This window comes from Gluconobacter sp. Dm-62 (genome assembly GCF_018256155.1).
Classification (GTDB): Bacteria; Pseudomonadota; Alphaproteobacteria; order Acetobacterales; family Acetobacteraceae; genus Gluconobacter.
Genome location: NZ_JAERLY010000005.1, coordinates 118,393 through 141,450, shown reverse-complemented (window position 1 = coordinate 141,450; position 23,058 = coordinate 118,393). Strand labels below are relative to the sequence as shown.

At 58.3% G+C, this 23,058-nt stretch carries 12 protein-coding genes and 1 riboswitch; of the genes, 5 read left to right on the top strand and 7 right to left on the bottom strand.

Features of this window, described 5'->3' with window-relative positions:
- The first annotated feature begins 23 nt into the window (after window positions 1-23).
- Window positions 24-102, top strand: a riboswitch (Fluoride riboswitch).
- Between the two features lie 37 nt (window positions 103-139).
- A complete protein-coding gene (locus tag JK202_RS07835) occupies window positions 140-1,480 on the top strand; it encodes a voltage-gated chloride channel family protein (protein ID WP_211559884.1) in 1,341 nt (446 codons plus the stop codon).
- 14 nt (window positions 1,481-1,494) lie between these two features.
- On the opposite strand, the gene JK202_RS07830 is transcribed toward JK202_RS07835, so the two are convergent.
- Window positions 1,495-2,826: a superinfection immunity protein gene (locus tag JK202_RS07830; RefSeq protein ID WP_211559882.1), complete on the bottom strand. Its 1,332-nt coding sequence runs from the start codon at window positions 2,824-2,826 to the stop codon at window positions 1,495-1,497.
- A 533-nt stretch (window positions 2,827-3,359) separates the two neighbouring features.
- Between JK202_RS07830 and JK202_RS07825 the strand changes: the two genes are divergently transcribed.
- The 3 genes from JK202_RS07825 (at window position 3,360) to JK202_RS07815 (ending at window position 14,269) form a co-directional block, all read left to right on the top strand.
- The gene (locus JK202_RS07825; protein WP_408872146.1) at window positions 3,360-11,783 is read left to right on the top strand and encodes a GH36-type glycosyl hydrolase domain-containing protein; all 8,424 of its coding nucleotides are present in this window, start codon (window positions 3,360-3,362) and stop codon (window positions 11,781-11,783) included.
- A 100-nt stretch (window positions 11,784-11,883) separates the two neighbouring features.
- Complete coding sequence (locus JK202_RS07820) at window positions 11,884-12,750, top strand: DNA/RNA non-specific endonuclease (RefSeq protein ID WP_249199790.1); 867 nt, start codon at window positions 11,884-11,886, stop codon at window positions 12,748-12,750.
- 166 nt (window positions 12,751-12,916) lie between these two features.
- Window positions 12,917-14,269 carry an inorganic phosphate transporter gene (locus JK202_RS07815; protein WP_211559880.1) on the top strand — a complete coding sequence of 451 codons (1,353 nt, stop codon included), beginning with the start codon at window positions 12,917-12,919 and terminating at the stop codon, window positions 14,267-14,269.
- Between the two features lie 84 nt (window positions 14,270-14,353).
- Here JK202_RS07815 and JK202_RS07810 read toward each other — a convergent pair whose 3' ends face one another.
- From JK202_RS07810 to JK202_RS07800, 3 genes are all read right to left on the bottom strand, one after another.
- Window positions 14,354-15,364, bottom strand: coding sequence for an MYG1 family protein (locus JK202_RS07810; protein WP_211559878.1), 1,011 nt, complete (start codon window positions 15,362-15,364; stop codon window positions 14,354-14,356).
- A gap of 90 nt (window positions 15,365-15,454) precedes the next feature.
- Complete coding sequence (locus JK202_RS07805) at window positions 15,455-15,835, bottom strand: VOC family protein (RefSeq protein WP_211559876.1); 381 nt, start codon at window positions 15,833-15,835, stop codon at window positions 15,455-15,457.
- A gap of 55 nt (window positions 15,836-15,890) precedes the next feature.
- Window positions 15,891-16,223 (bottom strand): hypothetical protein, encoded by a 333-nt coding sequence (locus tag JK202_RS07800; protein WP_211559874.1) that lies wholly within the window; start codon window positions 16,221-16,223, stop codon window positions 15,891-15,893.
- A 124-nt stretch (window positions 16,224-16,347) separates the two neighbouring features.
- Here JK202_RS07800 and JK202_RS07795 point away from each other — a divergent pair, with 124 nt between their 5' ends.
- A complete protein-coding gene (locus tag JK202_RS07795) occupies window positions 16,348-16,908 on the top strand; it encodes a thioredoxin (RefSeq protein ID WP_211559872.1) in 561 nt (186 codons plus the stop codon).
- A 46-nt stretch (window positions 16,909-16,954) separates the two neighbouring features.
- On the opposite strand, the gene JK202_RS07790 is transcribed toward JK202_RS07795, so the two are convergent.
- From JK202_RS07790 to JK202_RS07780, 3 genes are read right to left on the bottom strand one after another with little or no spacing between them, the layout of a single operon-like run.
- Window positions 16,955-18,523 (bottom strand): efflux transporter outer membrane subunit, encoded by a 1,569-nt coding sequence (locus JK202_RS07790; RefSeq protein WP_211559959.1) that lies wholly within the window; start codon window positions 18,521-18,523, stop codon window positions 16,955-16,957.
- Window positions 18,523-19,734 (bottom strand): efflux RND transporter periplasmic adaptor subunit, encoded by a 1,212-nt coding sequence (locus JK202_RS07785; protein WP_211559870.1) that lies wholly within the window; start codon window positions 19,732-19,734, stop codon window positions 18,523-18,525. The genes JK202_RS07790 and JK202_RS07785 overlap by 1 nt, the downstream gene beginning before the upstream one ends.
- A complete protein-coding gene (locus tag JK202_RS07780) occupies window positions 19,734-22,931 on the bottom strand; it encodes an efflux RND transporter permease subunit (RefSeq protein ID WP_211559868.1) in 3,198 nt (1,065 codons plus the stop codon). The genes JK202_RS07785 and JK202_RS07780 overlap by 1 nt, the downstream gene beginning before the upstream one ends.
- Window positions 22,932-23,058 lie beyond the last annotated feature (127 nt).

The window sequence follows — 23,058 nt, the reverse complement described above, 5'->3', positions numbered from 1 at the left end:
GAGAGCAGCGCGGCTTTTTTGATGATGCTATAGGCAATGGATTCTGCCTGACCGTCCAAGGTCGAACCGCTTCGTCCGGAAGCTGATGATTCCTGTCCATCGTCCCCGTCGGGGACAAGACAGGAGAGTTGCGTCCGCTATGAGCAAGATTCAGAATCAGCCCCGTTTTCCCGATATGTTCAGCCTCGTGCGCCTGAGTGCCGTGCTGGTTGTGCTATCAGGCTGTATTGGCAGCGCCTGTGCCCTGTTCCTGTGGCTTCTGGAGCGCGCCACGTCGTTCCGGATTGATCATCCGGCCCTGCTATACGCTCTTCCGGCGGCCGGTGTAGCGGTCGGGCTGTGCTATTTCTGGTTCGGACGTGACGTCGAGGCCGGGGCCAATCTGATCGTGGATGAAATTCATGAACCGGGTGCGGGTGTGCAGCTTCGAATGGCGCCGTTCGTACTGATCGCCACAGTCGTGAGCCACCTGTTCGGAGCTTCTGTGGGGCGGGAAGGGACGGCCATACAGGTCGGGGGAAGTCTGGCCAGCGCGACGGCCAGACTGTTCAGGCTGCGGGCTCCTGAAACCTGTGTTCTGTTGACCTGCGGCATTGCCGCGGGATTTGGTGCGGTTTTCGGAACCCCGATTGCCGGAGCTGTTTTTGCTCTGGAGGTTCTGACGCTGGGACGACTGGACTACAGGTTCCTTCTCCCGGCCGCCATGGCTTCCATCATCGCGGACTGGTCCTGCCGTGCATGGGGAATTCACCATGCGTCCTACCCCCTTGTGTTTCAGGGGACATTGAACACGGATGGTTCACTTTCCCATGTTGATCTGGTGCTGGTCGTAAAAGTGGCAATCGCGGCTGTTGCTTTTGGTCTGATGAGCAGGGTCTTTGCCGAAAGTGTACATCGCTTGGCAGCACTCATGAAGAAGATCTGTCAGACGCCCTGGCTGCGTCCTGCGATCGGCGGTATTTTGACCATTCTTCTGGTCATGCTTGTGGGAAACCGCGACTATCTGGGTTTGGGGGTTCTGCCGCCCGAGCTTGGTGGAGCATCCATTATCAGCTTTTTTGGCCCGACGATCTATCCCTGGTCATGGTTCTGGAAGCTTGTCTTTACAGTCACGGTTCTGGCGACAGGGTTCAAGGGCGGTGAAGTTACGCCGCTGTTTTTTCTGGGAGCTGCGTCCGGGAACATTCTTGCGTTTGTGCTGCATGTTCCGGTGGATCTGCTGGCGGCAGTCGGGTTCGTGTCGGTGTTTGCTGGGGCAGCGAACACGCCTCTGGCCTGCACGCTGATGGGTGTTGAGCTCTTTGGCGCAGGGGACATCATCTATTTCGCGACCGGATGTTTCGTGGCCTATGCTTGCTCAGGTCATACCGGGATCTATCTCTCCCAGCGGATCGGTACGCCTAAAAGGGCATCCTTGAGCCGGGTTTGCGGCATGACATTGCGCGAAGCGCGGATTCCGCAAACCATTAATCAGGACTGAGTGCGGCTGGCCGGTTATTTCCGGACAGGTTCGTTAAGCGCCATGATCAGCGCTGCGACCCATCCGATGACAGTCCACCCAAGAAGCACTGTCACCAGCGCAATCCTGCGCTGGTTGATCGAATTGCGCCGGTAGGCGATCAGGACGGGTACAAAATAAAGCACCAGTCCAAGTCCAGCGAAAATTGCGAACCATCCATGCGGCCTGGTAGGAGCATCCACCGCAGAGACCGGGTGATCCATTTCAGAAGGCCGTGCTGTGGCAGATGACGACGGGCTGGAAGTCTCAGGGGGGCGTGCCGTCTGAGGAACTGAAGGGGAAGCCTGCAATTGTTGGGCGATTGCTGGTTTGTGATCGTCAGCTGCGGATGCAACCTGCTCGGGCGTGATGTATCCGCTTCGTATCAGGAACAAGGAAAGAGCCTGCGGGAATGGAAGCAGCTCCTTCTCTTTTGCCGAGCACCCATGGCCGTTCTGTTTGTCCGCAGCGGATTTGAGATCGCAGGAAGAAAGCCCGAACCCGGACTCTTTCGTGGATTGCGCATGAGCCAGCATGTCGTGCCAGCCCTCTGTGAATTTCCCCAGATTGGCCATGGTCGCGACTTCATAGGCCAGGAAACCATTAGGCTCGAAGCGTCCTGAGCGGACCCAGTTGCGCCGCCTGTTCGCCAGGTCCTTTGCAATAAAGTCCCGATAAGCCGGATCGCGCGTCACATTTTCAAGAACGCCGTTATGATAGCGCGAAATGACGACTGGTGCTTCCGAGCCGGCATGTGAAGCAAAAGCATAAAGAAACGACTGATCGGACGTCAGGATTTCCTGCTGGCCGTTGCCGGTAATGTCCTGGATATCCGGCTCTCCATCGCCATCCGTTGCTCCCAGTTCGAGATGTTCCCACTGTCCGTTCGGACCCAGATCGAAAATGGATGTGAGCGAGCAGCAATGTGCGCCTCCGGTATAGGCGGAGACCAGAAGCTGTGGGAGGCGGGATGATGCGTCCAGATGGCGAAACGACATCCTCAGCTGGGCCATTCCGTCATCTTCCGTCCCATATGGAGTTAACGGAAAAGATGCAGGAAGCGAATGGGCCGTGCCCGATGTGCGGAGCGTCAGAAATGCCATACTGCATGGCGATGTCGGGCTGGAATCCGCATCAGCCCAGACGATAGGCACATTACATCTGGTCGTCCGTCTGACGTCCAGTGCCGCAACGACACCCTGTGCGGAGAGTGCAATGTGAGAGTTATGGTCCATGTCCGCACGGGCGATGGGAGGAAGTGGCTTGGGCGCGCCCAAACACGGGACAGCTGCGCCAAGCGCAGTAACCAGAAAAATTCCTCCAGCCATATGTCTTATCGTGATGATGGGACGTTCCCTTTGCGGATCATGGAATATTGCTTCCAAAGTCAGATGATCATTGTTGCGCGTTTCAACGTCCAGAGCACGGTTTCAGTTTTCCATGGGGGATCTCTGTAATGCATGGCGTGTTCCATAAGTGCATCTGCGTTTTGGAAATAACATTTCTGTATTTGAAAAGCCTTCGCCTAAATTCTGAATATTACATCATGAAAATAAATAAAAACAAAAAAAGACATGATGATTTTTAATATAGCAAGAAAAAGTGATCGATACGCAGAACAAATAATAAGAACTTATTCCTGATAAATCTGTTGTCGTTTCTGTTTCCGGCACCTGGGTGGTTTTCCATCCTCTATATGGAGGCAATACAGATGTCGATCAGGATAGAAATTTCCAAAATTCTGGAAGAAATGGTTTCGTCTGGCTCCCGGTTTTTTAAATGGCCGATATCTGAAAGCCTTTCTCGTAACTGCTGGGCGGATGAACGCCCCATTCGAGCCGATCTGTTTGGACTGGATCGGATGCGTGTCCATGCGCATAGCCTCGCTGTTTCACATGCAAAAACTGTATTTGCAGCGCATGGCAGGTCATTGATTGGCCGTCTGAATGATAATGCGCGCGTTCTGCAAAAGGCCAATATTGCCCTGTCCCACGCTTCAGAGCAGGGGAAGCAGCTTACGCCAGCAGCTGAGTGGCTGATCGACAACTACTATCTGATGGACGTGCAGATCCAGACCATCAAGGTGGAGTTGCCGGCAGGGTACTACCGTGATCTCCCCAAACTGGTGGACGGGGCATTTGCAGGGCTGCCACGGGTTTTCGAGATTGCATGGGCGCTCGTCGCCCATACCGACAGCCATATCGGTACTGAGACAATCCGCAGTTTTCTGGAGACCTATCAGCAGACACAGCCGCTCCTGATCCGTGAACTCTGGGCTGTTCCGATCAATATCCGCATCGTGCTGATAGAGAATCTGCGTCGTATTTCACAAAAAATCAGTGATGATCTGCAATCGCGGGAAAGAGCTGACGCACTCGCTGATGCCTTAATGGAAAACGGTGGTTCTAATGGACCACAGACAATGCGGGTGCTTGCAGGTGTAGAGACAGAGAGCCTCTCACCCGCATTTCTGGTCCAGTTTGCCCATCGCCTGAGAGGACATGATCCGCAGAAGGATCCGGCTTTCCTATGGCTTGATGGCGTACTTCAGGAAAAAGGAACGGATCTGGAAACGATTGTTCACGCAGAGATGCAGGAACAGGGCACTCTGAACGCGACGATCCGGAATATCATCAACAGCATCAGACTCATGACGACGACCGACTGGAATGATCTCATCGAGGACGTCAGTCTTGTAAGTCGCATACTGGCAGCCCACGGTGAATTTTCCGGAATGGACTTCACGACGCGCCATCTGTACTGCCGGGCCGTCGAAAAACTTGCGAAAGGATCACGTTTTTCAGAGTGTGATATTGCCAGTCTGGCAGTTGCGAAAGCTCAGGAGGCAAGGCTTCCTGAAACTGCTGATATGCGTCGGACGGACCCTGGATATTACCTGATAGCGGAAGGCCGCCCCGCCTTGGAGGAGGAGCTGGAATTCCGTGCTCCCCTGCGGGTGCAGGTCGGCAAAGCCTGCCGGCGGCTCGGGATCACCGGCTACAGCGTCGCTGTCACGCTGCTGACAGTTCTTCTGCTCTCGGGCTTTCTTTCCCTGATGAATGGCTATCTGCCGGGGCGGGCCTTCCTGCTGCTACTTGTTCTGGGATTTATCCCTGCATCGGATGCCGTGGTTTCAGGGATGAACCGATTCCTGATGTGGGCCATTACAGTATCTGAATTACCAGCGCTTGAGCTCAAAACGGGTATTCCGGCAGAACTGCGAACCATGGTCGTCGTGCCGACCCTCCTGACGCGCCGACAGGCCGTAGCAGAGATGGTTGATCGGCTGGAAAAACATTATCTCGCCAGTCGGGACGGGGACATCAGCTTCGCTCTTCTGACTGACTGGACCGATTGTTCTTTCGAACATCGTGAAGGGGATGAGGGCCTGCTTCAGCAGGCGATGCAGGGTGTTGGACGCCTGAATACGATTTATGGCGCTTCTGATGCCGGCACGGACCGGTTCCTGCTGCTGCATCGTCGCCGGATGTGGTCGGAAGGCGAAGGGAAATGGATCGGATGGGAACGCAAGCGCGGTAAGCTGCATGAACTGAACCGGCTTCTGCGTGGAGCTCAGGATACGAGCTTCATGATGCTTCCCGGCGCGCGCATTCCTCAGGATGTGCGCTATGTCGTGACACTCGATAGCGACACGCGGTTACCCTATGACGTTGTGAGGCGTCTGGTTGGAAAACTGGCGCATCCCCTGAACCGGGCCAGTTTTGACCCGAAAGAAGGGCGTGTGGTCGAGGGTTACGGCATTCTTCAGCCACGCGTGACGCCCTCGCTGCCCAAGACGCGGAGCAGTACGCTGTTTCAGCGGGTCTTTTCGAGCCCAAACGGGATCGAACCCTACACTGCGGCCGTTTCAGACCTTTACCAGGACATGTTTTCCGAAGGTTCGTTCGCAGGGAAGGGCATCTATGACATTGATGCGTTCGAAGCTGCTCTGAACGATCGCGTGCCCGAGGGAACGCTTCTGAGTCATGACCTGTTCGAAGGCGTCTTTGCGCGGGCCGGTCTGGTGACCGATATCGAGGTTATTGAAGAATTTCCGACGGACTATCTGGTGTCAGCGGCGCGGTCACATCGCTGGACACGGGGAGACTGGCAGCTTTTGCCATGGATCTTTTCATGGATGGGCAGGTTTCCGACGATCGGAATGCGACCCAACCCCATGATGGGGATCGCGCGCTGGAAGATGCTTGATAATCTGCGGCGCAGTCTTTCGGCTCCTATGGCGGTGGCAGCGCTGTTTGCTGGCTGGATGCTCGGTGGTCATGACGCGTTTGTCTGGACGACGTGCATTGTGGCGACTGTGGCCATTCCTGCTGTCCTTCCTCTCCTGATCGACATGTTCCGGTTTCGTCAGGGTGAGACGCTCGACAGCTATCTTGCCCTGCTTGGGACTGACCTGAAACGGACGGTTCTGACCACTGCGCTCTGCCTTGTCTTCCTTGCCGATCAGGCCTGCCTGATGGGAGATGCGATTGTCCGTACGCTCGCAAGGGTCTTCGTAACGCGGCGGCATTTGCTGCAATGGGTGACGGCGGCGCAGGCGGCCGAGGCACCGCGTGAGAGCGTGATGGGATATGTGCGTCAGATGGGAGGCGCGATCCTTCTGGCTGTACTGGCGTTCGGCTTGATGCCGCTGATGGCGCATCTTGTATGGCTCGTAATCCTGCCCTTTGCCGCTCTCTGGGTACTGTCTCCGGTTCTGGCCTGGAAGGCGAGCCAGTACAGTGTTTCAGCTCGCCGGCTTGAGGCAACTGCTGAAGAAAGGATGTTCCTGCGGATGCAGGCCCGCCGGACATGGCGGTATTTCGAGACGTTTGTCACTGCCTCCGATCATTTCCTTCCTCCAGACAATTTTCAGGAGGAACCGCGAGGCCTGCTGGCGCGCAGAACCTCACCCACAAATATGGGGCTTTACCTTCTGTCCGTTGTCGCTGCGCATGATTTTGGCTGGATCGGCATGGCGGAAGCAGTGGACCGGGTCAGGGAAACGCTCGGGACGATGGCGCGGCTGCCACGGTACAGAGGTCATTTCTATAACTGGTACAGCACGGAAGACCTGTCCGTGCTGATGCCGGTATATGTCTCGACCGTGGATAGCGGCAATCTGGCGGGGCATCTTGTCACGCTGGGTCGCACTTTCGTGGAATGGGAGCGCAAGGGGCGGTCCAGTGACGGATGGAAGCTGGGTGTTCAGGACGCCTTGAATCTGGCGCAAAACGAGCTGACCTCCGGAAGTGATGTCTTCCATGCGGAGGACATCATGCAGGATATCCGCGCACTCCTTCATGACATGAGAGAGAATGCTGCAGGCCAGACCTTTGTGGAGCAGCGGCTGAATGTTCTCGTTACTCATGCCGAGGAGACAGTGCGGCATCTGGTCGCGATGGCAGAACGCCGGTCCGCTGAAAAGGAGGCTGTCCCCGCAACAGGGGCAGAGAACGTCCTTTTCTGGCTTCATGCCGCCCAGCATACCATCCGCAGCGATCATAAGGATGATGGCGCCGGAATACGGACAGCCACACTGTTGCAGGAACTGGCAGCGCAGGCGCGAAGCATGGCGCTGGAGATGGAATTCGGTTTCCTGCGCAATCGGGAACGCGCTCTGCTGTCCATCGGGTTTGTCGTCAATGACGGGGTGCTCGACGATAACTGCTATGATCTGTTGGCCTCGGAAGCACGGCTTGCGGCCTTTTTTGCGGTAGCGAAGGGCGATATTCCCGCCAGGGACTGGTTCCGGCTGGGGCGTCCTGTCGCTGCCGTGGCGCGTGGAGAGGCATTGGTCTCCTGGTCGGGGTCCATGTTCGAATACCTTATGCCGTCCCTGATCATGGCTGCCCCGTTTGACAGCCTTCTTGAAGGAACGAGCCGCCAGATTGTCCGACGCCAGATCGAGTATGGGCAGGCGCGTGAAACGCCGTGGGGTATCTCGGAATCTGCCTATAATGCCCGTGATCTGGACTATAATTACCAGTATTCGAATTTCGGTGTCCCGGGTCTCGGGATGAAGCGGGGGCTCGCGCAGAACCTCGTGATTGCGCCGTATGCGACCGCTCTGGCTGCAATGGTCGATGCACGCAAGGCCGTGGCGAATTTCGCCCGTCTGGAAGGGCTCGGCACACAGGGTGTTTTCGGGTTCTATGAAGCGCTGGACTATACGAAAGAACGCCTGCGTCCAGGTGAAAAATTTGCGATCGTCCAGTCCTACATGGCGCATCATCAGGGCATGTCCATCCTCGCATTCGCGGATACGGTGCTTGAAGGCATCATGCGCAGGCGCTTCCATGCAGAACCCATGATGGGGGCGGCCGAGCTTCTGCTTCAGGAACGGGCACCAACAGGAGGCGCCATTACGAGGCCGCTGAAAGAGGAAAAACTTCTTCCCCCGCCGGCTTCCACGGGCCAAGCGCCGGGTGGCCGGCACATCGTGCTGGATGCGCATGCAGCTCCCGTCACGCATCTGCTTTCCAATGGCCGATACAGTGTCATGCTGACAGGTGCAGGTTCGGGCTATAGTCGCTGGAACGGTCAGGCGGTGACGCGTTGGCGGGAGGACGGGACGCTCGATAACTGGGGGTCTTATGTCTACCTCCGCGATACAGGACGCGGACGCGTCTGGTCAGCAGGATTTCAGCCCTGTGGGGTGGATGCCGATCACGCCAGTGTCGAGTTCAGGGAAGACCGTGCCACGTATCTGCGGCAGGACGGCGAACTGACGACTGCAATGGATATTCTGGTATCTGCAGAAGACGACGCCGAACTGCGCCGTGTGTCGGTCAGCAATTCAGGTCTGGCGCCAGTCGAGATTGAAGTTACATCCTATATCGAGCTGGCTCTCTGTCCGCCTGACGCGGATCTGGCCCATCCTGCTTTTGCCAAAATGTTTGTCCAGACCGAGTATCTGGCCTCACGCCGGGCTATCATCGCCACGCGGCGCCGTCGCAGTCCGGGTGAACAGGAAATCTGGGCGGCCTGCCTGATTGTAGGAGGTGGATCGCTTTCCATCGAAACTGACCGGGCTCGGTTTGTGGGACGGGGACGGGATCTCCGCACACCCGTCGCATTGGTGGGTCGCACGGAACTTTCCGGTAGTACGGGCACCGTGCTTGATCCGGTCTTTGCTGCGCGATGCAAGCTGAACATCCCCTCCCGCGCGACACGCAAACTGTCGTTCTGGACGATCGTCTCCTCCACCAGGGCAGGGCTCATGGAGAGCATCGAGCGCCATCAGGATCCGGCGGATCTGGATCGTGCGCTGACGCTGGCCTGGACACATGCGCAGGTTCAACTGCGGCATCTCGATATCCGGCCCACACAGGCTGACCTGTTCCAGCAGCTGGCGGCATCCCTGCTCTATGCAGGGCCGATGCTGCGGGCCTCTCCGGAGCGCATCAGGCGCGGTGCGGGACGGCAGACCGATCTGTGGGGGCAGGGCCTTTCAGGCGACCTGCCGATCCTGTTGCTTGTCGTAAGTGAGAGCGAGGACTTCGAACTGGTGCGCACGGTGCTCAGGGCCCATGAATATTTCCGCATCAAGGCGCTGGCCGTTGACGTGGTGATCCTGAATGAACACCAGACCTCTTATGCGCAGGACCTTCAGCAGGCGCTTGAAACACTTGTGCGCTCCTCCTCAATGGGGGGTGGGGCAGGTGGAGTTCATTTGCTCAGAGGTGGCCTCATGTCGGGGGTTGTGAAAGAACTTCTGTTCTCGGCGGCACGTGTGGTGCTTTCAGGAAAAGGCGGCAGTCTGCAGTACCAGCTCACGCAGGCGGAAACGGCCCGTCACCAAAAAGCAGGTTCCAGTACAATATCCATCTGCCGGCCCTACAGGGCGTCTGGTGAGGCTCCCTCGCTGCCTGAGCTCGAACTTGCAAACGGATATGGAGGGTTCACGGCCGAAGGCAAGGAATATGCCGTGATTCTGCGTGGTAGGCGTACGACGCCTGCACCGTGGGTCAATGTGATTTCCAATCCTCATTTCGGTTTCCAAGTGTCTGCAGAAGGAAGCGGCTACACATGGTCGGGCAACAGCCGCGAAAACCAGCTGACGCCCTGGAGCAACGATCCGGTCAGCAACCCGACTGGAGAAGCCTTCTATCTGTGCGATGAGGAAAGCCGGGTGTTCTGGTCACCGGTTGCGGCTGTGTGTCCCGACGATTCCGCCGTCCATGTTGCGTATCACGGGCGGGGATACAGTCGCTTCGAGAGGGTGGCCAGTGGGATCGCCAGTACACTTACGCAGTATGTTCCAAAGGAAGATCCAGTCAGGATCTCGCGGCTTCGTCTGGTAAACCAGTCTTCGCACGCGCGGACACTGCGTGTGACGGCCTATGCGGAATGGGTGCTCGGTCGCTCCCGGATGTCTGCGGCACCCTTCGTTTTCTCCGAGACTGATACAGAAACAGGAGCCGTGTTTGCGCGGAACGTCTGGGGTGACACGTTTGGCGAGTGCGTGGCATTCGCGGACTGCGGTGCGCGCCAGATGTCCAGAACGGATGATCGGACGGCGTTTCTGGGGCGCAACGGAAGCCTGGCCGCGCCTCAGGCAATTGTGCAGGGAACCGATCTGCCGGGGCTCGTAGGCGCAGGTGTGGATCCCTGCGCTGCTTTGCAGACTGTCGTCAGATTGGCGTCCGGCGAAGAAACCGAGATCGTTTTCCTGCTGGGACAGGGACGGAATGCCGAGCAGGCCCGTGACCTGGTAACGCATTATCGGGACTGTGATTTGGATGCCGTGCTTGAGGACGTGAAGCAGGGCTGGCGGTCCGTGACCGACGCCATTCAGGTCTATACGCCGGATCGGGCGATGGACGTCATGCTCAATGGCTGGCTGTTGTATCAGTCCCTGTCGAGCCGTATCTGGTCCCGGGCCGGTTTCTATCAGGCGAGTGGTGCCTATGGGTTCCGGGACCAGCTTCAGGACGGGATGTCACTCGTGACCTCTGCGCCGGCTCTGGTCCGCGAGCATCTGCTACGCGCGGCCTCCCGACAGTTTGTTGAGGGAGACGTGCAGCACTGGTGGTTGCCCCAGAAGGGTAATGGTGTGCGGACACGGATTTCCGATGACTGTGCGTGGCTGGCCTTTACGGTGGCGCATTATGTGCGGGTGAGTGGCGACAGGGCTGTTCTCGACGAGCCACTTGCGTTTCTGGATGCTCCGGTTCTTGCACCCGACGAGCATGAGCGCTTCCTCCAGCCGGAGATAACAGAACGGACGGCCTCACTTTACGATCATTGTGCCCTGGCGCTGGATCACAGTCTGAGATGGGGCGCACATGGTCTGCCGCTTATGGGCACCGGAGACTGGAATGACGGGATGAACCGTGTCGGTGAAGCGGGGCGTGGCGAAAGCATCTGGCTTGGATGGTTCCTGTCTTCGGCGCTGAAAGCGTTCATTCCTCTTGCTGAGGCAAGGAACGATCAGGCTCATGCAGATGTCTGGCAAAGGGCCCTTGCAGAGCTGAAGAGCGGTTTGGAAAACGCCTGGGACGGGGAATGGTATCGCCGGGCATATTTCGACGACGGGTCGCCGCTTGGCAGCCATCTGAACAGGGAAGGGCGGATCGATGCCATTGCGCAGTCCTGGGCTGTGATTTCCGGTGTCGGGGACCCCGAGCGGGCACGTCTGGCCATGCAGGCTGTGCGGGAACAGCTTGTGAGGCTGGATGATGAAATCATCATGGTGCTCACCCCGCCATTCGATACGTCCGAGCCCGATCCCGGCTACATCCGTGGATATCCGCCGGGTGTGCGGGAAAATGGCGGCCAATATACGCATGCAGCGCTCTGGACGGTCATGGCAACGGCAATGCTCGGGGACGGCGCGGGAGCTCATGCCATGTTCTCGACAATCAGTCCGGTGCATCACGCCCGTGATATGGCCGCTGCGGATCGCTACAGGCTGGAGCCCTATGTCGTGGCTGCTGATGTCTATTCCGCGGCTCCGCATGTCGGGCGCGGGGGGTGGTCCTGGTATACGGGCTCGGCTGGCTGGATGCAGCGTGTCGGAACGGAAATCCTGCTGGGTGTAAGGATTGAGGAAGACAGATTGCTTCTCTCGCCCTGCATTCCACCGGAATGGTCAGGATTTGACGTGACATTGCGTTGGAAGACGGCCCAGTACAGGATCGAGGTGACCAATCCGGATCATATCAGCCATGGCGTGGTTGAAGTTCTGGAGAATGGAAGGCGTCTGGGGGACGGTGCTCCAGTTCTTCTGAAGGATGATGGAGGAGCACATCTGATCAGGGCAGTCATGCGTGCCTCATGAAAAGGAAATGAAAAATCAATTGGTTGTGCAGGGCTGGAGGCTGTATTAACACCGCCCCGACCCGGACCAGACCTCACGAGACCGGGCGTGTGAGACGCTGTTGAAATATATTCTTTATCTTCCGGTTCTGTTTTTGCTGTTTTTACATGTGGCACGGGCAGACACCTGTCCGGCCATGTTTGCGGAAGGGCAGCCTCCCGCTGTTCTGGGGGAGACGGCGCGGATCGGCACCGTCCAGCTCTGTAATTCCGCGTATGCTGTTCTTGTCTCAGAGGCCAGTAAGGGGCCGTTATGGTCAGCCGAGGATCTGACAGAAGAAAATCTGGAAATTGCGGATCGTACGCGGCGTCAGGGCAGTTTTTTCCTCGACACACGCCTTCCTTACAGCATGAGAGCATCTTTGGAGGATTATAGGGCCTCGGGTTACGATCGTGGGCACATGACGCCAAGCGGGGACGAACCTGGAATTGAGGCCCAGCAGCAGTCTTTTCTTCTCTCCAATATCGTACCGCAGACAGCAGAGCTGAACCGTGGACCCTGGGAAGGAGTGGAAAGCGCCGTCAGAGGATGGGCCCGGCAGGAGGGAGAAATCTTTATCGTGACCGGCCCGGGCTATGATCCGGATCGGGCTCAGACAATCGGCAAAGGGCGTATCCCGGTTCCAGCCGTAACCTGGAAAGCAATTTATGATCCGGCGGCGAACGGTACTGGCGCGTATGTCTGTCTGAATACGCGCCATCCTACTTGCAAGATTACCAGTGTGGCTCTTCTGATCCAATTGGTGAACATTGATCCGTTTCCCGCTTTGCCCGCCTCCCTGAAAGATCATGTCAGCGCCATGCCACCCATCAGGGAAACGCCGGAGGGCCTTTCGAAGCAGCCGCAGGCTCGGGAGCTCCTGCGTGAATGGGGATCAAAGGCTGCACAGAAGGCGCTCAAGGCGCTGGTGAAAGCACTCGTTCAGTAGCAGTGCAGTGTGAATCTGCTTGGTACAGGAATGAGATCGAGCATATTTCTATATTTTTATGTCTAAAGTCGTAACTATGAATATTTTATGAAAACCAGAAACGTCATAACTAAAAATTTCTAAAATAGATTAAGGCAGGGTTCGAAATAACGGAATCCGGAACCTTATGCTTCATTTTGACCCCTCGTCAGCGGCTTCGCTTATCGCGCTATGCCTCTGCTTTGTTCTTGTCTGTGTCTTTGAATTTGCCAATGGCTTTCATGATACGGCCAATGCTGTTGCAACAGTTATCTATACCAATTCGCTCAAGCCGACCGTTGCCGTTGTCTGGTCGGGGCTGATGAATCTTCTGGGCGTGATCCTGGGCGGCATTTCTGTCGCTTACGCGCTTGTGGAGCTTCTGCCGCCGGACGTGCTTTCACCCCCAAGCGGCAACCCGGCCGTCCCGATGCTGGTCGCGCTTTTCGGAACTGCTTTGGCCTGGAACCTGATGACGTGGTGGTTCGGGATTCCGAATTCGTCCTCGCACTGCGTTATCGGATCGCTGGTCGGCATTGCGATCGGTGACTCCTTCGTTCACGCCCGCGAACTCGGCCACAGCGTAGACTGGAGCCAGATCTGGAAAGTGCTTCGTGCTCTGGCGGTCTCGCCACTGCTGGGCTTTGTCGGTGCACTCCTGCTTTATTTCCTTATCCGCTCCCTCGTGAAGATGCCGGAAATGTACAAGGCACCGACGCCTGAGCAGAAGCCAAACCCGATCGTACGCGCCGTTCTGGTTCTGACCTGCACGCTCGTGAGCTTCTCACATGGTAGCAATGACGGGCAGAAGAGCATTGGTCTCATCATGCTGACGATCATCGGCATCATGCCCGCCGCCTTTGCGCTCAACCCTGCTTCGCCCGTCAGCATCGAGCAGATCCGTCAGGATGCGCAGCAGGCTCTGCCGCTGGTGACGCAGTATGACCGGTATTCCTTCAAGGGAGATGCTGTTGCCTCGATCAACCGTCTTTCGCAGACGGGCGAGCCGACTGAAGCTCCGTCTGAACTGCGTGGCGATGTTTATCAGGTTCTGTCCGGTCTGCGCTCGGTTGCGGCCAACCCGGCCGCGTCGGATGCGGACAAGAAACTTGCGTCTCATCTTGCAGCCGAACTGCGCCCGACTGTTGAATATGCACCGGGGTGGGTCCGTCTGCTGAGCGCTCTTTGTCTGGGTATCGGCACGATGATTGGCTACAAGCGTATCGTGCGGACGCTGGGCGAAGGAATTGGTACGACACATCTGACACCGGCACAGGGTGCTGCGTCCGAAGTTGTTGGTGCGGGTCTGATCATGACGGCGGGATATACCGGGCTGCCAGTCTCGACGACGCATATCATTACGTCCGGCGTTGCCGGAACGATGGTTGCTGCCGGATCGGGGATCAACAAGAAGATGCTGACGAAGATTGTAATGGCCTGGCTGCTGACGCTGCCGGTGACAGTCTGTGTCGCCGCGACGGTTTTCTATCTGCTGGCCTGATCCGCAGAACTGTTTGGCTGGAGCTTTCTTGTTCCGGCCCTGACCTGAAAAAGGACGCGATATTGATATCGCGTCCTTTTTTTGTCAGACCCCGGCAATTTCCAGTGCCAGCTGTGCCATGCGGATGGCACCGTCGCGGCTGCCCGCGCCGCAGATGAAACGGGCAGGGTGGGCAAACACGGCATCGGACACGCCGGAGACAGCAGCCAGCTTCTCCCGTTCCAGACCGCCCCAGGCTTCTGGTAGGGAAACGCGCTGTCCGAAATCGCCACGAACGGGAGGAACCGCTTTGACGTTCCACTGCTCGGATCCGGCGGGAGAGACAACATACACAACCGGCAGGTCGTGTTCGAAAATGACTTTCTCCGTCGGCATGCCGGTTCCCATGATGAGGATGCGCCTGTCTTCGGCATTTTCATAAGCTGCAAGCACGCGGTCCGTTGCCTTGAGGCTGGCACGAACACGGTCGACGACGTTCATCAGATGCGAGGCAACGGCGGTGGCGGCATTGGCAAACCCAAGGGATTCCCGGGCACGGGCTTCTTGCCGTCCGTAAACTTCGGCCGTATCCCACGGCGGACTGCATGCGGAGACGATGTCGGCCAGGGAAAGTTTGCCCATCTTGACCACACCGTTGTCATCCTGATCGATCGGCAGGATCAGAGACTTGTCGAGGCTTTTCCAGATCAGGTCTACGGTGGCGTTATCAACCGGCGCGACCAGAATGTTGCGGATGGCTGCGTGCCCATAGTCCCTCCACAGGAGACCGGCGGCACTGTAGGGCGTGCCGTCTTCGCGAAGGGGCTTGTCTTTCATGTGGTGGTCGTAGCGGCCATGCGGCGGATCATACAGGCCGCCCACATCGAATACGATATCGGCCGATTTGATAACATCCGGGTTGCGTGTGCGGATGAAGGTCAGCCGGTCGGCAGACTTCTCTTCGAGAACGCGCGCCCGCAGGTCCCCGTGGGGGGCAAGGGCGTAATGAAGGATGACATAGCCCATGGTCTCGTCGACGTGGAAATTGCCTGAATGGGTGAGCGCCGCGACGGGCGCTGCGCCGTTTTCGAGACCAATGGGGGTATGTTCGGACATCTTGAGAACCTGCGACAGGAAAAAGGAACGTATTGGCCCCTTTCATGCCGCAGGGCAGCCCGGCAGACAACCTTGCCGCCAAGGTTAGCTTCAGGCGGCCTTGTACAGGGCACAGAGCTTGTTGCCGTCTGGATCGCGCAGATAAGCGAGATAGAGGTCGCCTATTGCGGTGTGGCGGATGCCAGGCGGGTTTTCGATCGCCTCGCCACCATTCTCGACGCCAGCCTTGTGCCAGGCGTCGACCTGTTCGGGACTGTTCATGGCAAAACCGATCGTCTCACCATTGGCACCGGTTGCAGGCTCGCCGTTCAGTGGCTTCGTAATGAGCAGACGTCCGCCGGAATGGACATAGGCCAGACGGCCCTTTGCATCGGGTTCCGCAGGCGTACAGCCGATGACGCCGAGTGTGGCATCATAAAATGTCTTGGAACGGGCAATGTTATTGCTACCCAGCATGATGTGGCTGAACATTAAAGACCTTCCTTGGTGACCGGGTGCGGGGAAACGGAAATGTTTCCACGCAGGCTCAGTCGATATTGATGTTGCGTATCCCGCCGGGAATGCGCGTTTTGGAATCGCGCGGAACGAACGCAAGCCCGGTGGTGTTGAAATCCGGGTTTTCGGCCATGGCCTGAAGGGTCGTGTCGTCGCGTACGTCCAGCGGGCGGTCATGACCACCGTTGTCGTGACGGATGGCGGCAGCGCAGAGGCTCGCTGCGGTGGCGAAGGGGCGGGGATTGCCCTGGGCCCCACTCAGCATCTGCTCCCGGATGCACTTGCTGTCCGTGTGCCCCGTAACCCATGGCGCAGAAGAACAGGATGCGAGCAGAAACAGGCTGGAAAGAATCACGTAACGCATGAAGAAAGCCTACTCGTGGCAAGGGCCGGGGTAAAGCACAGGCCCAGCAGAACCTGACTGCTTATTGGATCGTTACTTCTGAAAAGGTCAATGCCTTTAGAATGTAACAAGGATTACAGACATCATGACAGGATCGACTTCCCTCTCCGTCGCGCCGCTGGTGTGGGGACATGGGCCAAAGCTGTTCGAAGTTTTTCTCGAACCGACATGCCCGTTTTCAGTGCGGGCTTTTGGAAAGCTGGACGGGCTCCTGAAGGCCGCTGGAGAAGATCGGCTGACAGTCAGGGTGCGGTTGCAGTCACAGCCGTGGCATATGTTTTCAGGCGTGATCGTCCGTTGCATTCTGGCGGCTTCCACGCTGGAAAACGGCCGGGAGGCCGCGCGGACTGTCATGACCGTTGTGGGAGAGCACCGGGAGGAGTTCGAGTTTCGGGATCACTGTTCCGGTCCGAATATGGATGCAACACCCAACGATATTATCCGGCGGATCGAGGCCTATAGCGGACTGGAACTGGCTGAGGCCTTTGCCGTCCCTGAGCTTCAGCAGGCCGTCAAATGGCACTGCAAATATGCACGGCAGAACGGCATTCATGTCTCCCCGACTTTCATGGTTGACGGACTGATTGATCCGCAGATCAGCAGTGGAGACAGTATCGAGGTATGGATGGAACGGATTTTTTCCTGAGCCTCAGATGAAAACACGCCTGCCCTGACCGGACAGGCGTGTCCGGTCATCGTGGCGTTGGCAGTCCTGTTGTCAGGTTTTCGAACTGTTCGGGGTGCTGGGACGCCGTGACGTCTCCGACGGGTTTGGGGTGATGCAGGTTGTCGTATTGCAGCGGCGTGATCGAGAGGGTCTGGTCCATGGTCGGCAGATCCTTCACGTTCCAGCCACCACCAAGGCTGCGGATCAGGTCCACATCCGCGTGATAGAGGCGTGTCGCAACCTCGACCTGATGGATGCGGCTTTCCAGCGTGTTTTCCTGACTGACGATGGCTTCAAGATAGGTTCCAACGCCACCCTGATAGAGCGTCATGGTCATGTTCTGCGTGGAAAGGTTGGCCTTGACCGCCTGTTCCAGCGCCGCGTTTTCCTTCGTCAGACGCTCTGTCAGGGACAGGCCGTCTTCCACTTCGCGAAAGGCTGACAGGATCTTCATGCGATAGTCGTCGCGGGTTTCGCGATAGGCCGACCATGTTCTCTGAAGCTCCGCACGGCGTAGACCTCCATCGAACAGCGGCATGTGGAAGCTTGCGCCATAGGTCCATAGCGAGTTGGCCAGATTGGCCAGATCAAATCCGTTGGCTTCAAACCCGCCATTCAGCTTGAGCGCGATATGCGGATAGAACGCCGCACGGGCAATGCCGATTTCTCGGTTGGCCTGCGCCATCTCGCGTTCGGACGAGGCGATGTCCGGGCGGCGCTGAAGCAGGGTTGAGGGGACGTCCGTCGGGATCGTTGGCTGGATGAAATGGAACTGTGGGCTGGCAGGGATATGAAAGCTCGACGGTGAACTGTTGGTCAGCACCGCGATGGCGTGTTCCGTAACCTGTCGTGCGGCCTGAATGTCCAGACGGGCGGCCTGCGTGGTGTAGAGCTGCGCCTGCGCACGCGCCAGATCGAGGCGAGGGGCTGCCTGATTCTGGACCTGATTTTCCGTAATGCGGACGGCCCGCTCATAATAGCCGATGGACTGCTCGTAGATCGCATCCTGCGCGTCATAACCCCGCAGCTGGATATAATCGCGCGCCAGTTCGGCCTGCGTGCTCAGGCGCGCCATGGCGAAATCGGCGGCGCGCTGCTGGGCGAACTGTTTCTGCGCCCGCACGCGGTTGCGGATGGACGACCAGAAATCAGGCTCCCATGACACCAGCCCCCCATAATCCTCGCTGGTCTGGGTCTGGGTCGCGCCATTGCGGAACAGTCGGTCGGCGGACTGTTTGTTGTCCGAGGCTCCTGCATCCAGACTGGCATGCGGCAGCAATTCAGACCGTGCCGCCACAACGAGCGAACGCGCCTGAATGAAGCGCTCGGCCGCGGCCTGAATATCGCCGTTATCAGCCGTGGCCCGTGCTTCAAGATCGTTCAGCAGTGGGTCCTGAAACATGGTCCACCAGTTGGCTGGCAGCGCCGTATCCGCCGGTGTGGCCAGAGCGAAGGGCGCCTGCCCCTGCCAGTTCGAGGGGACGACGAAGTTCGGGGCTTTATAAGTTGGTGCCAGATCGCAGGCCGAGAGGCTGATCAGCGCGAGGGCTGATCCACCGGTGAGTGCGAGGCGTCGGAACGTGGCTGGGATCATCATTCGTCCCCGTCATTGTCGGAGGAGTCATTATCAGTCTCAAACCCGCTTTCATTATAGCCACGCGCCGGGGTGACGACATGGACCACATCACCTTCCAGCAGGTCGGCAGGCGGGTTGTTAATGAGACGGTCCGTGGGCTTGAGACCGCTCAGGATTTCCGTCGAGCTATCCGCCATCCGGCCCACCTGCACATTGACGTAATGGACGTGGCTGGTGGCATCCACGAGGGCGACCTGCATGCCTTTTTCTTCAAAAACGAGACTGCCGCTTGGGATTTCATACAGGTTGGCATCCGTGTTCTTCGCCGTCAGGGCGACAGAGGCAAAGGTACCGGGCCAGAGCAGATTGCCGGGATTGTCGAGCACGAATTCCGCAATGGCCGTGCGCGTATTGGGGTCATAGCCCTTGGACGTCGTCAGATACTTCGCCGTAAAGGTCTTGCCCGCATATTGCGGCACGGTGACCTGTGCGGTCATGCCGTCCTGCAGGACATAGGAGAAGACTTCTGGCACGGAGACGAACAGGCGCAGCTTGTCCGTATCGGCCACGGTGAAGAGTTCGGACGCGCTGCCGGTCGCATTCAGGCCGCCACCGCCATTATTGACGTAATCGCCAACATTGACCGAACGCGCCGTGACGATCCCGTCGAACGGGGCCACGAGCTGCTTGAAGCGTTCGAGCGCCTCGAAATGATCCACATTGCGCTGTGCGGCCTGTACTTCAGCATTGGCGGACTGTTCATTCGCATTGGCGACCGAGACCGACTGGCCGGATACGGACTGGGACTTGCCCATGGCCCGCCAGCGGTTCGCCGTGACGGAAGCCAGGTTATATTTCGCCATGACTGAAGCGAGGCTGGCCTTGGCCTGCGCATATTCGGCATCAAGCGCCGGCGCGTTGATTTCCGCCAGAACGTCGCCCTGTTTTACATGCGCGCCATAGTCCTTGTACCACATTTTCACGTAGCCAGAGACCTGGGGGTAGATCGGTGCCTGATACCAGGCGTCGATATTGCCGGGCAGTGTCAGGGATACTTTGGGGCTCGTGCGGTGCGGCGAGGCGACCGACACGTCAGGAATGGCGGCGGCATTGGTTTCTGCGCGCAGGGTGCTGACGGCATGGACGCGATCGACGACGAGGAATGCGACGTAGAGGCCCACGGCGCAGGCTCCCGCGCCAAGAATGAACTTACGGGAAAGGGAGGCCATCAGACTGTCTCCTTGTGGCGCGCGGGACGGTTGTGAAGAATTGCGTAGACGCAGGGAACGAACAGCAGGGTCGAGATGGTGGCGACGATCAGGCCACCAATCACGGCCTTGCCGAGCGGAGCATTGGTGGAGTTGGAAATCGCCATCGGCACCATGCCGACCACCATGGCCAGAGCGGTCATGATGACGGGACGGATACGCCCGTAACCGGCTTCCACGGCGGCGCGCAGGGCGTCGCCATGTTCCTCAATCCGCTCGCGGGCGAAGGAGACCACGAGGATCGAGTTTGCGGTTGCGGTGCCCATGCACATGATCGCACCCGTCAGCGCAGGGACGGAGAGGCGCGTATGTGTGAGGAACAGCGCCCAGGCGATCCCTGCCAGCGCGCCGGGCAGCGCCGTGATGATGATGAACGGATCCAGCCAGGACTGGAAGTTCACCACGATCAGCAGATAGATCAGCACCACCGAGACGGCGAGGCCGAGCACGAGCTGGTTATAAGCCCCGTGCATGGTCGTGGCCTGACCGCGGACATCAACCTGAGCGGATGCCGGAACGGTCTTGGCCGTGTCGTTCAGGACCTTGTGTACACCATCGAGAACGGAGCCCAGATCGGTGCCTTCCGCCGACACATAGATGTCGATGTCCGGCATGGAGTTGTAGTGCGAGACTTCACCTGGTGTGCCGGTCGCCTTGATTGCACTGATGGCGCCGAGAAGCTGGGTCTGGGTACCGCTCGGGTCTCCGTCGCCCTTGTCCACGGGGATCGTCATCAGGTCCGTCAGATGGGTGAGCTGGTCCTGCGAGACATAGACGTTGAGCGGGAAGGTCACGTTGTCGCTCGGGTCGAGCCAGTATTGCGGATCGACCGTGGAGCTTCCTGACAGCGCCATCAGCTCGTTATTGGCAAGATCGGCTTCGGTCAGGCCGGTCGCCTGGCTGAAGGTCCGGTTGCCCTGAACCATGAGGGTTGGCGTCTTCATGGTCTGCTGGATCACGACATCCGCAGTGCCCGGAATATGCCGGAGCTGGCCGAGGATGGAGCGTGCATAGGCGTAGTTCTGGCGGATATCGGGGCCGGAAACCTGAATGTCGATCGGAGACGGCGCCCCGAAGTTCAGGATCTTGGCCGTCAGGTCAGCCGGCTGGAACGTAAAGACCGTGCCGGGGAACTGTGCCGAGAGATCCTTGCGGAGCAGGCGGCGGTAATCCCAGACCGGCGAGGCCTCGTCCTTGAGTGTGATGGTCAGGTCGCAGTCCTGCGTTCCAATGCTGGGTGTTGGAATGAAGGCCTGGTTGTGCGGACCTTCGGGCAGGCCGCAATTGCTGATGATGTCCTCGACCTTGCCGGGCAGGATCTGATGGATACGGTCGTCCACGAGGGCTGCAATCCGGCCAGCCACTTCAATCCGCATGCCCAGAGGCGCGCGCATATGCATCTGAAGAAGGCCGGATTTCGTCTCCGGGAAGAAGTCCCGCCCTGCGGTGGCATAAAGCCCGAGCGAGAGCAGCGAGACGCCGAGGAACACGCCCACGAAGGCAATGCGGCGCTCGACGCAGCGGGTCAGGACGCGGTTATAGCCCTCCCGGAAGCGGGTAAAACCACGCTCAAATCCCTGCTGGAAGCGGCCAAGGAACCCCTTGCGCGGGCCACCGGCGACCGTCTGGTCCATGTGAAGGGCTTCATGCTCCTCACCGTGCAGGCCGCTGTTGACGTGATCGGTCAGCAGGTATTTCGCCATCGTCGGAACGAGCGTCCGCGACAGGATGAAGGAGGCGATCATGGCGAACATGATGGCCATGGCCATCGGGCGGAACAGGAAGCCCGCCACGCCGTCCAGCTCGAACAGCGGCAGCCAGACGATGCAGATGCAGGTCGTGGAAACGAATGTCGCCACCACGATCTGGTTGGCCGCATCGATGATGGCGTCTTCGAGACCCTTGCCCATCTCAAGATGGGTGTCGATGTTCTCGATCATGACGGTGGCGTCATCCACGAGAATACCGACCGCCAGCGCCAGACCGCCAAGTGTCATGACGTTGATGGACTGTCCGGCCCAGCCCAGCCCGATGATCGAGCACAGGATGGCCAGCGGGATCGACGTCGCAATAATGATCGTTGAGCGCCAGGACCCGAGGAACAGCAGCACCACAAGCCCCGTCAGGAACGCGGCCGTGACCATTTCACGAACGACGTCCTTGATGGAATCCTTCACGAAGGTCGAAGCATCCGTCAGGACCGAGACATGAACGTCAGGCGGCAGGATGCGGCGCAGACGGGGGAGGAGGTCCTTCACGCCGTTGACCACATCCAGCGTCGAGGCTCCGCCGCCCTTCATGACGACGATTTCCACGCCCTGACGTCCCTTGACGAGAACCACGTTCGTCTGCGGATGGCCGCCGCGATACACGTCCGCCACGTCATGGATGTAAATGACCGCATTGCCCACGCGCTTCACCGGAATGTCGCCAATGGCTTTCATGCTGGTGGGGGTGGCGTTGGTCTGCACCATCCAGTCGGTCGCATCGATCTTCTGATCGCCCGCAGGAAGCACGATGTTCTGGTCGCGCATGGCGGCCTGAACGTCCATGGCCGACAGGTGATGCGCCCGAAGCTGCGCCTGGTTCAGCGCGATCATGACGAAGCTGTCCATCCCGCCATAGGGATGCGCCACGACGGAGCCGGGAACCGTAACCAGAAGCGGCCGGACGGAAATAACGCCAAGCTTGAACAGATCCGACGGCGTTTGTTTATCGGATGTGATCTGAAGCGAAATGACCGGCACGGACGACGCCTCAAGCCGCATGACCATCGGTGCAGGAATATGCGTCGGCAACTGCTGGATTACGGTCTGGGAAATGGCGACGACATCCGCTTCCGCCGGGCCGATATCGGTCCCGGGCTGGAAGTAGATGTTGACGATCCCACGACCGTAATAGGAGTTGGACTCCATGTGCTCGATACCTTCGACGGTCGAGGTCACATTGAGTTCGTAATTATAGATAATGCGTCCGGCGAACTGCTCGGGCAGCATGCCGCCGTAGGTCCAGACGACCGAAACGACGGGGATGTTGATGTTTGGAAAGACGTCCGTTGGTGTCTTGAAAATGGACATGACGCCAAGCATCACGATCATGATCGACAGGACGACAAAGGTGAGCGGTCGCCTCAGCGCGGTGATGACAATGGCATTCATTCAGCTCGGTTCCCGACAGATTTTGAGCAAGGAAGGGAAACCGGGACGATACTGGTCCTGAAATACAACGTCTTTTAAATCGTGATTTATGGACGGTTTTTTACTTTTGGTGGCGCATTAATAAATT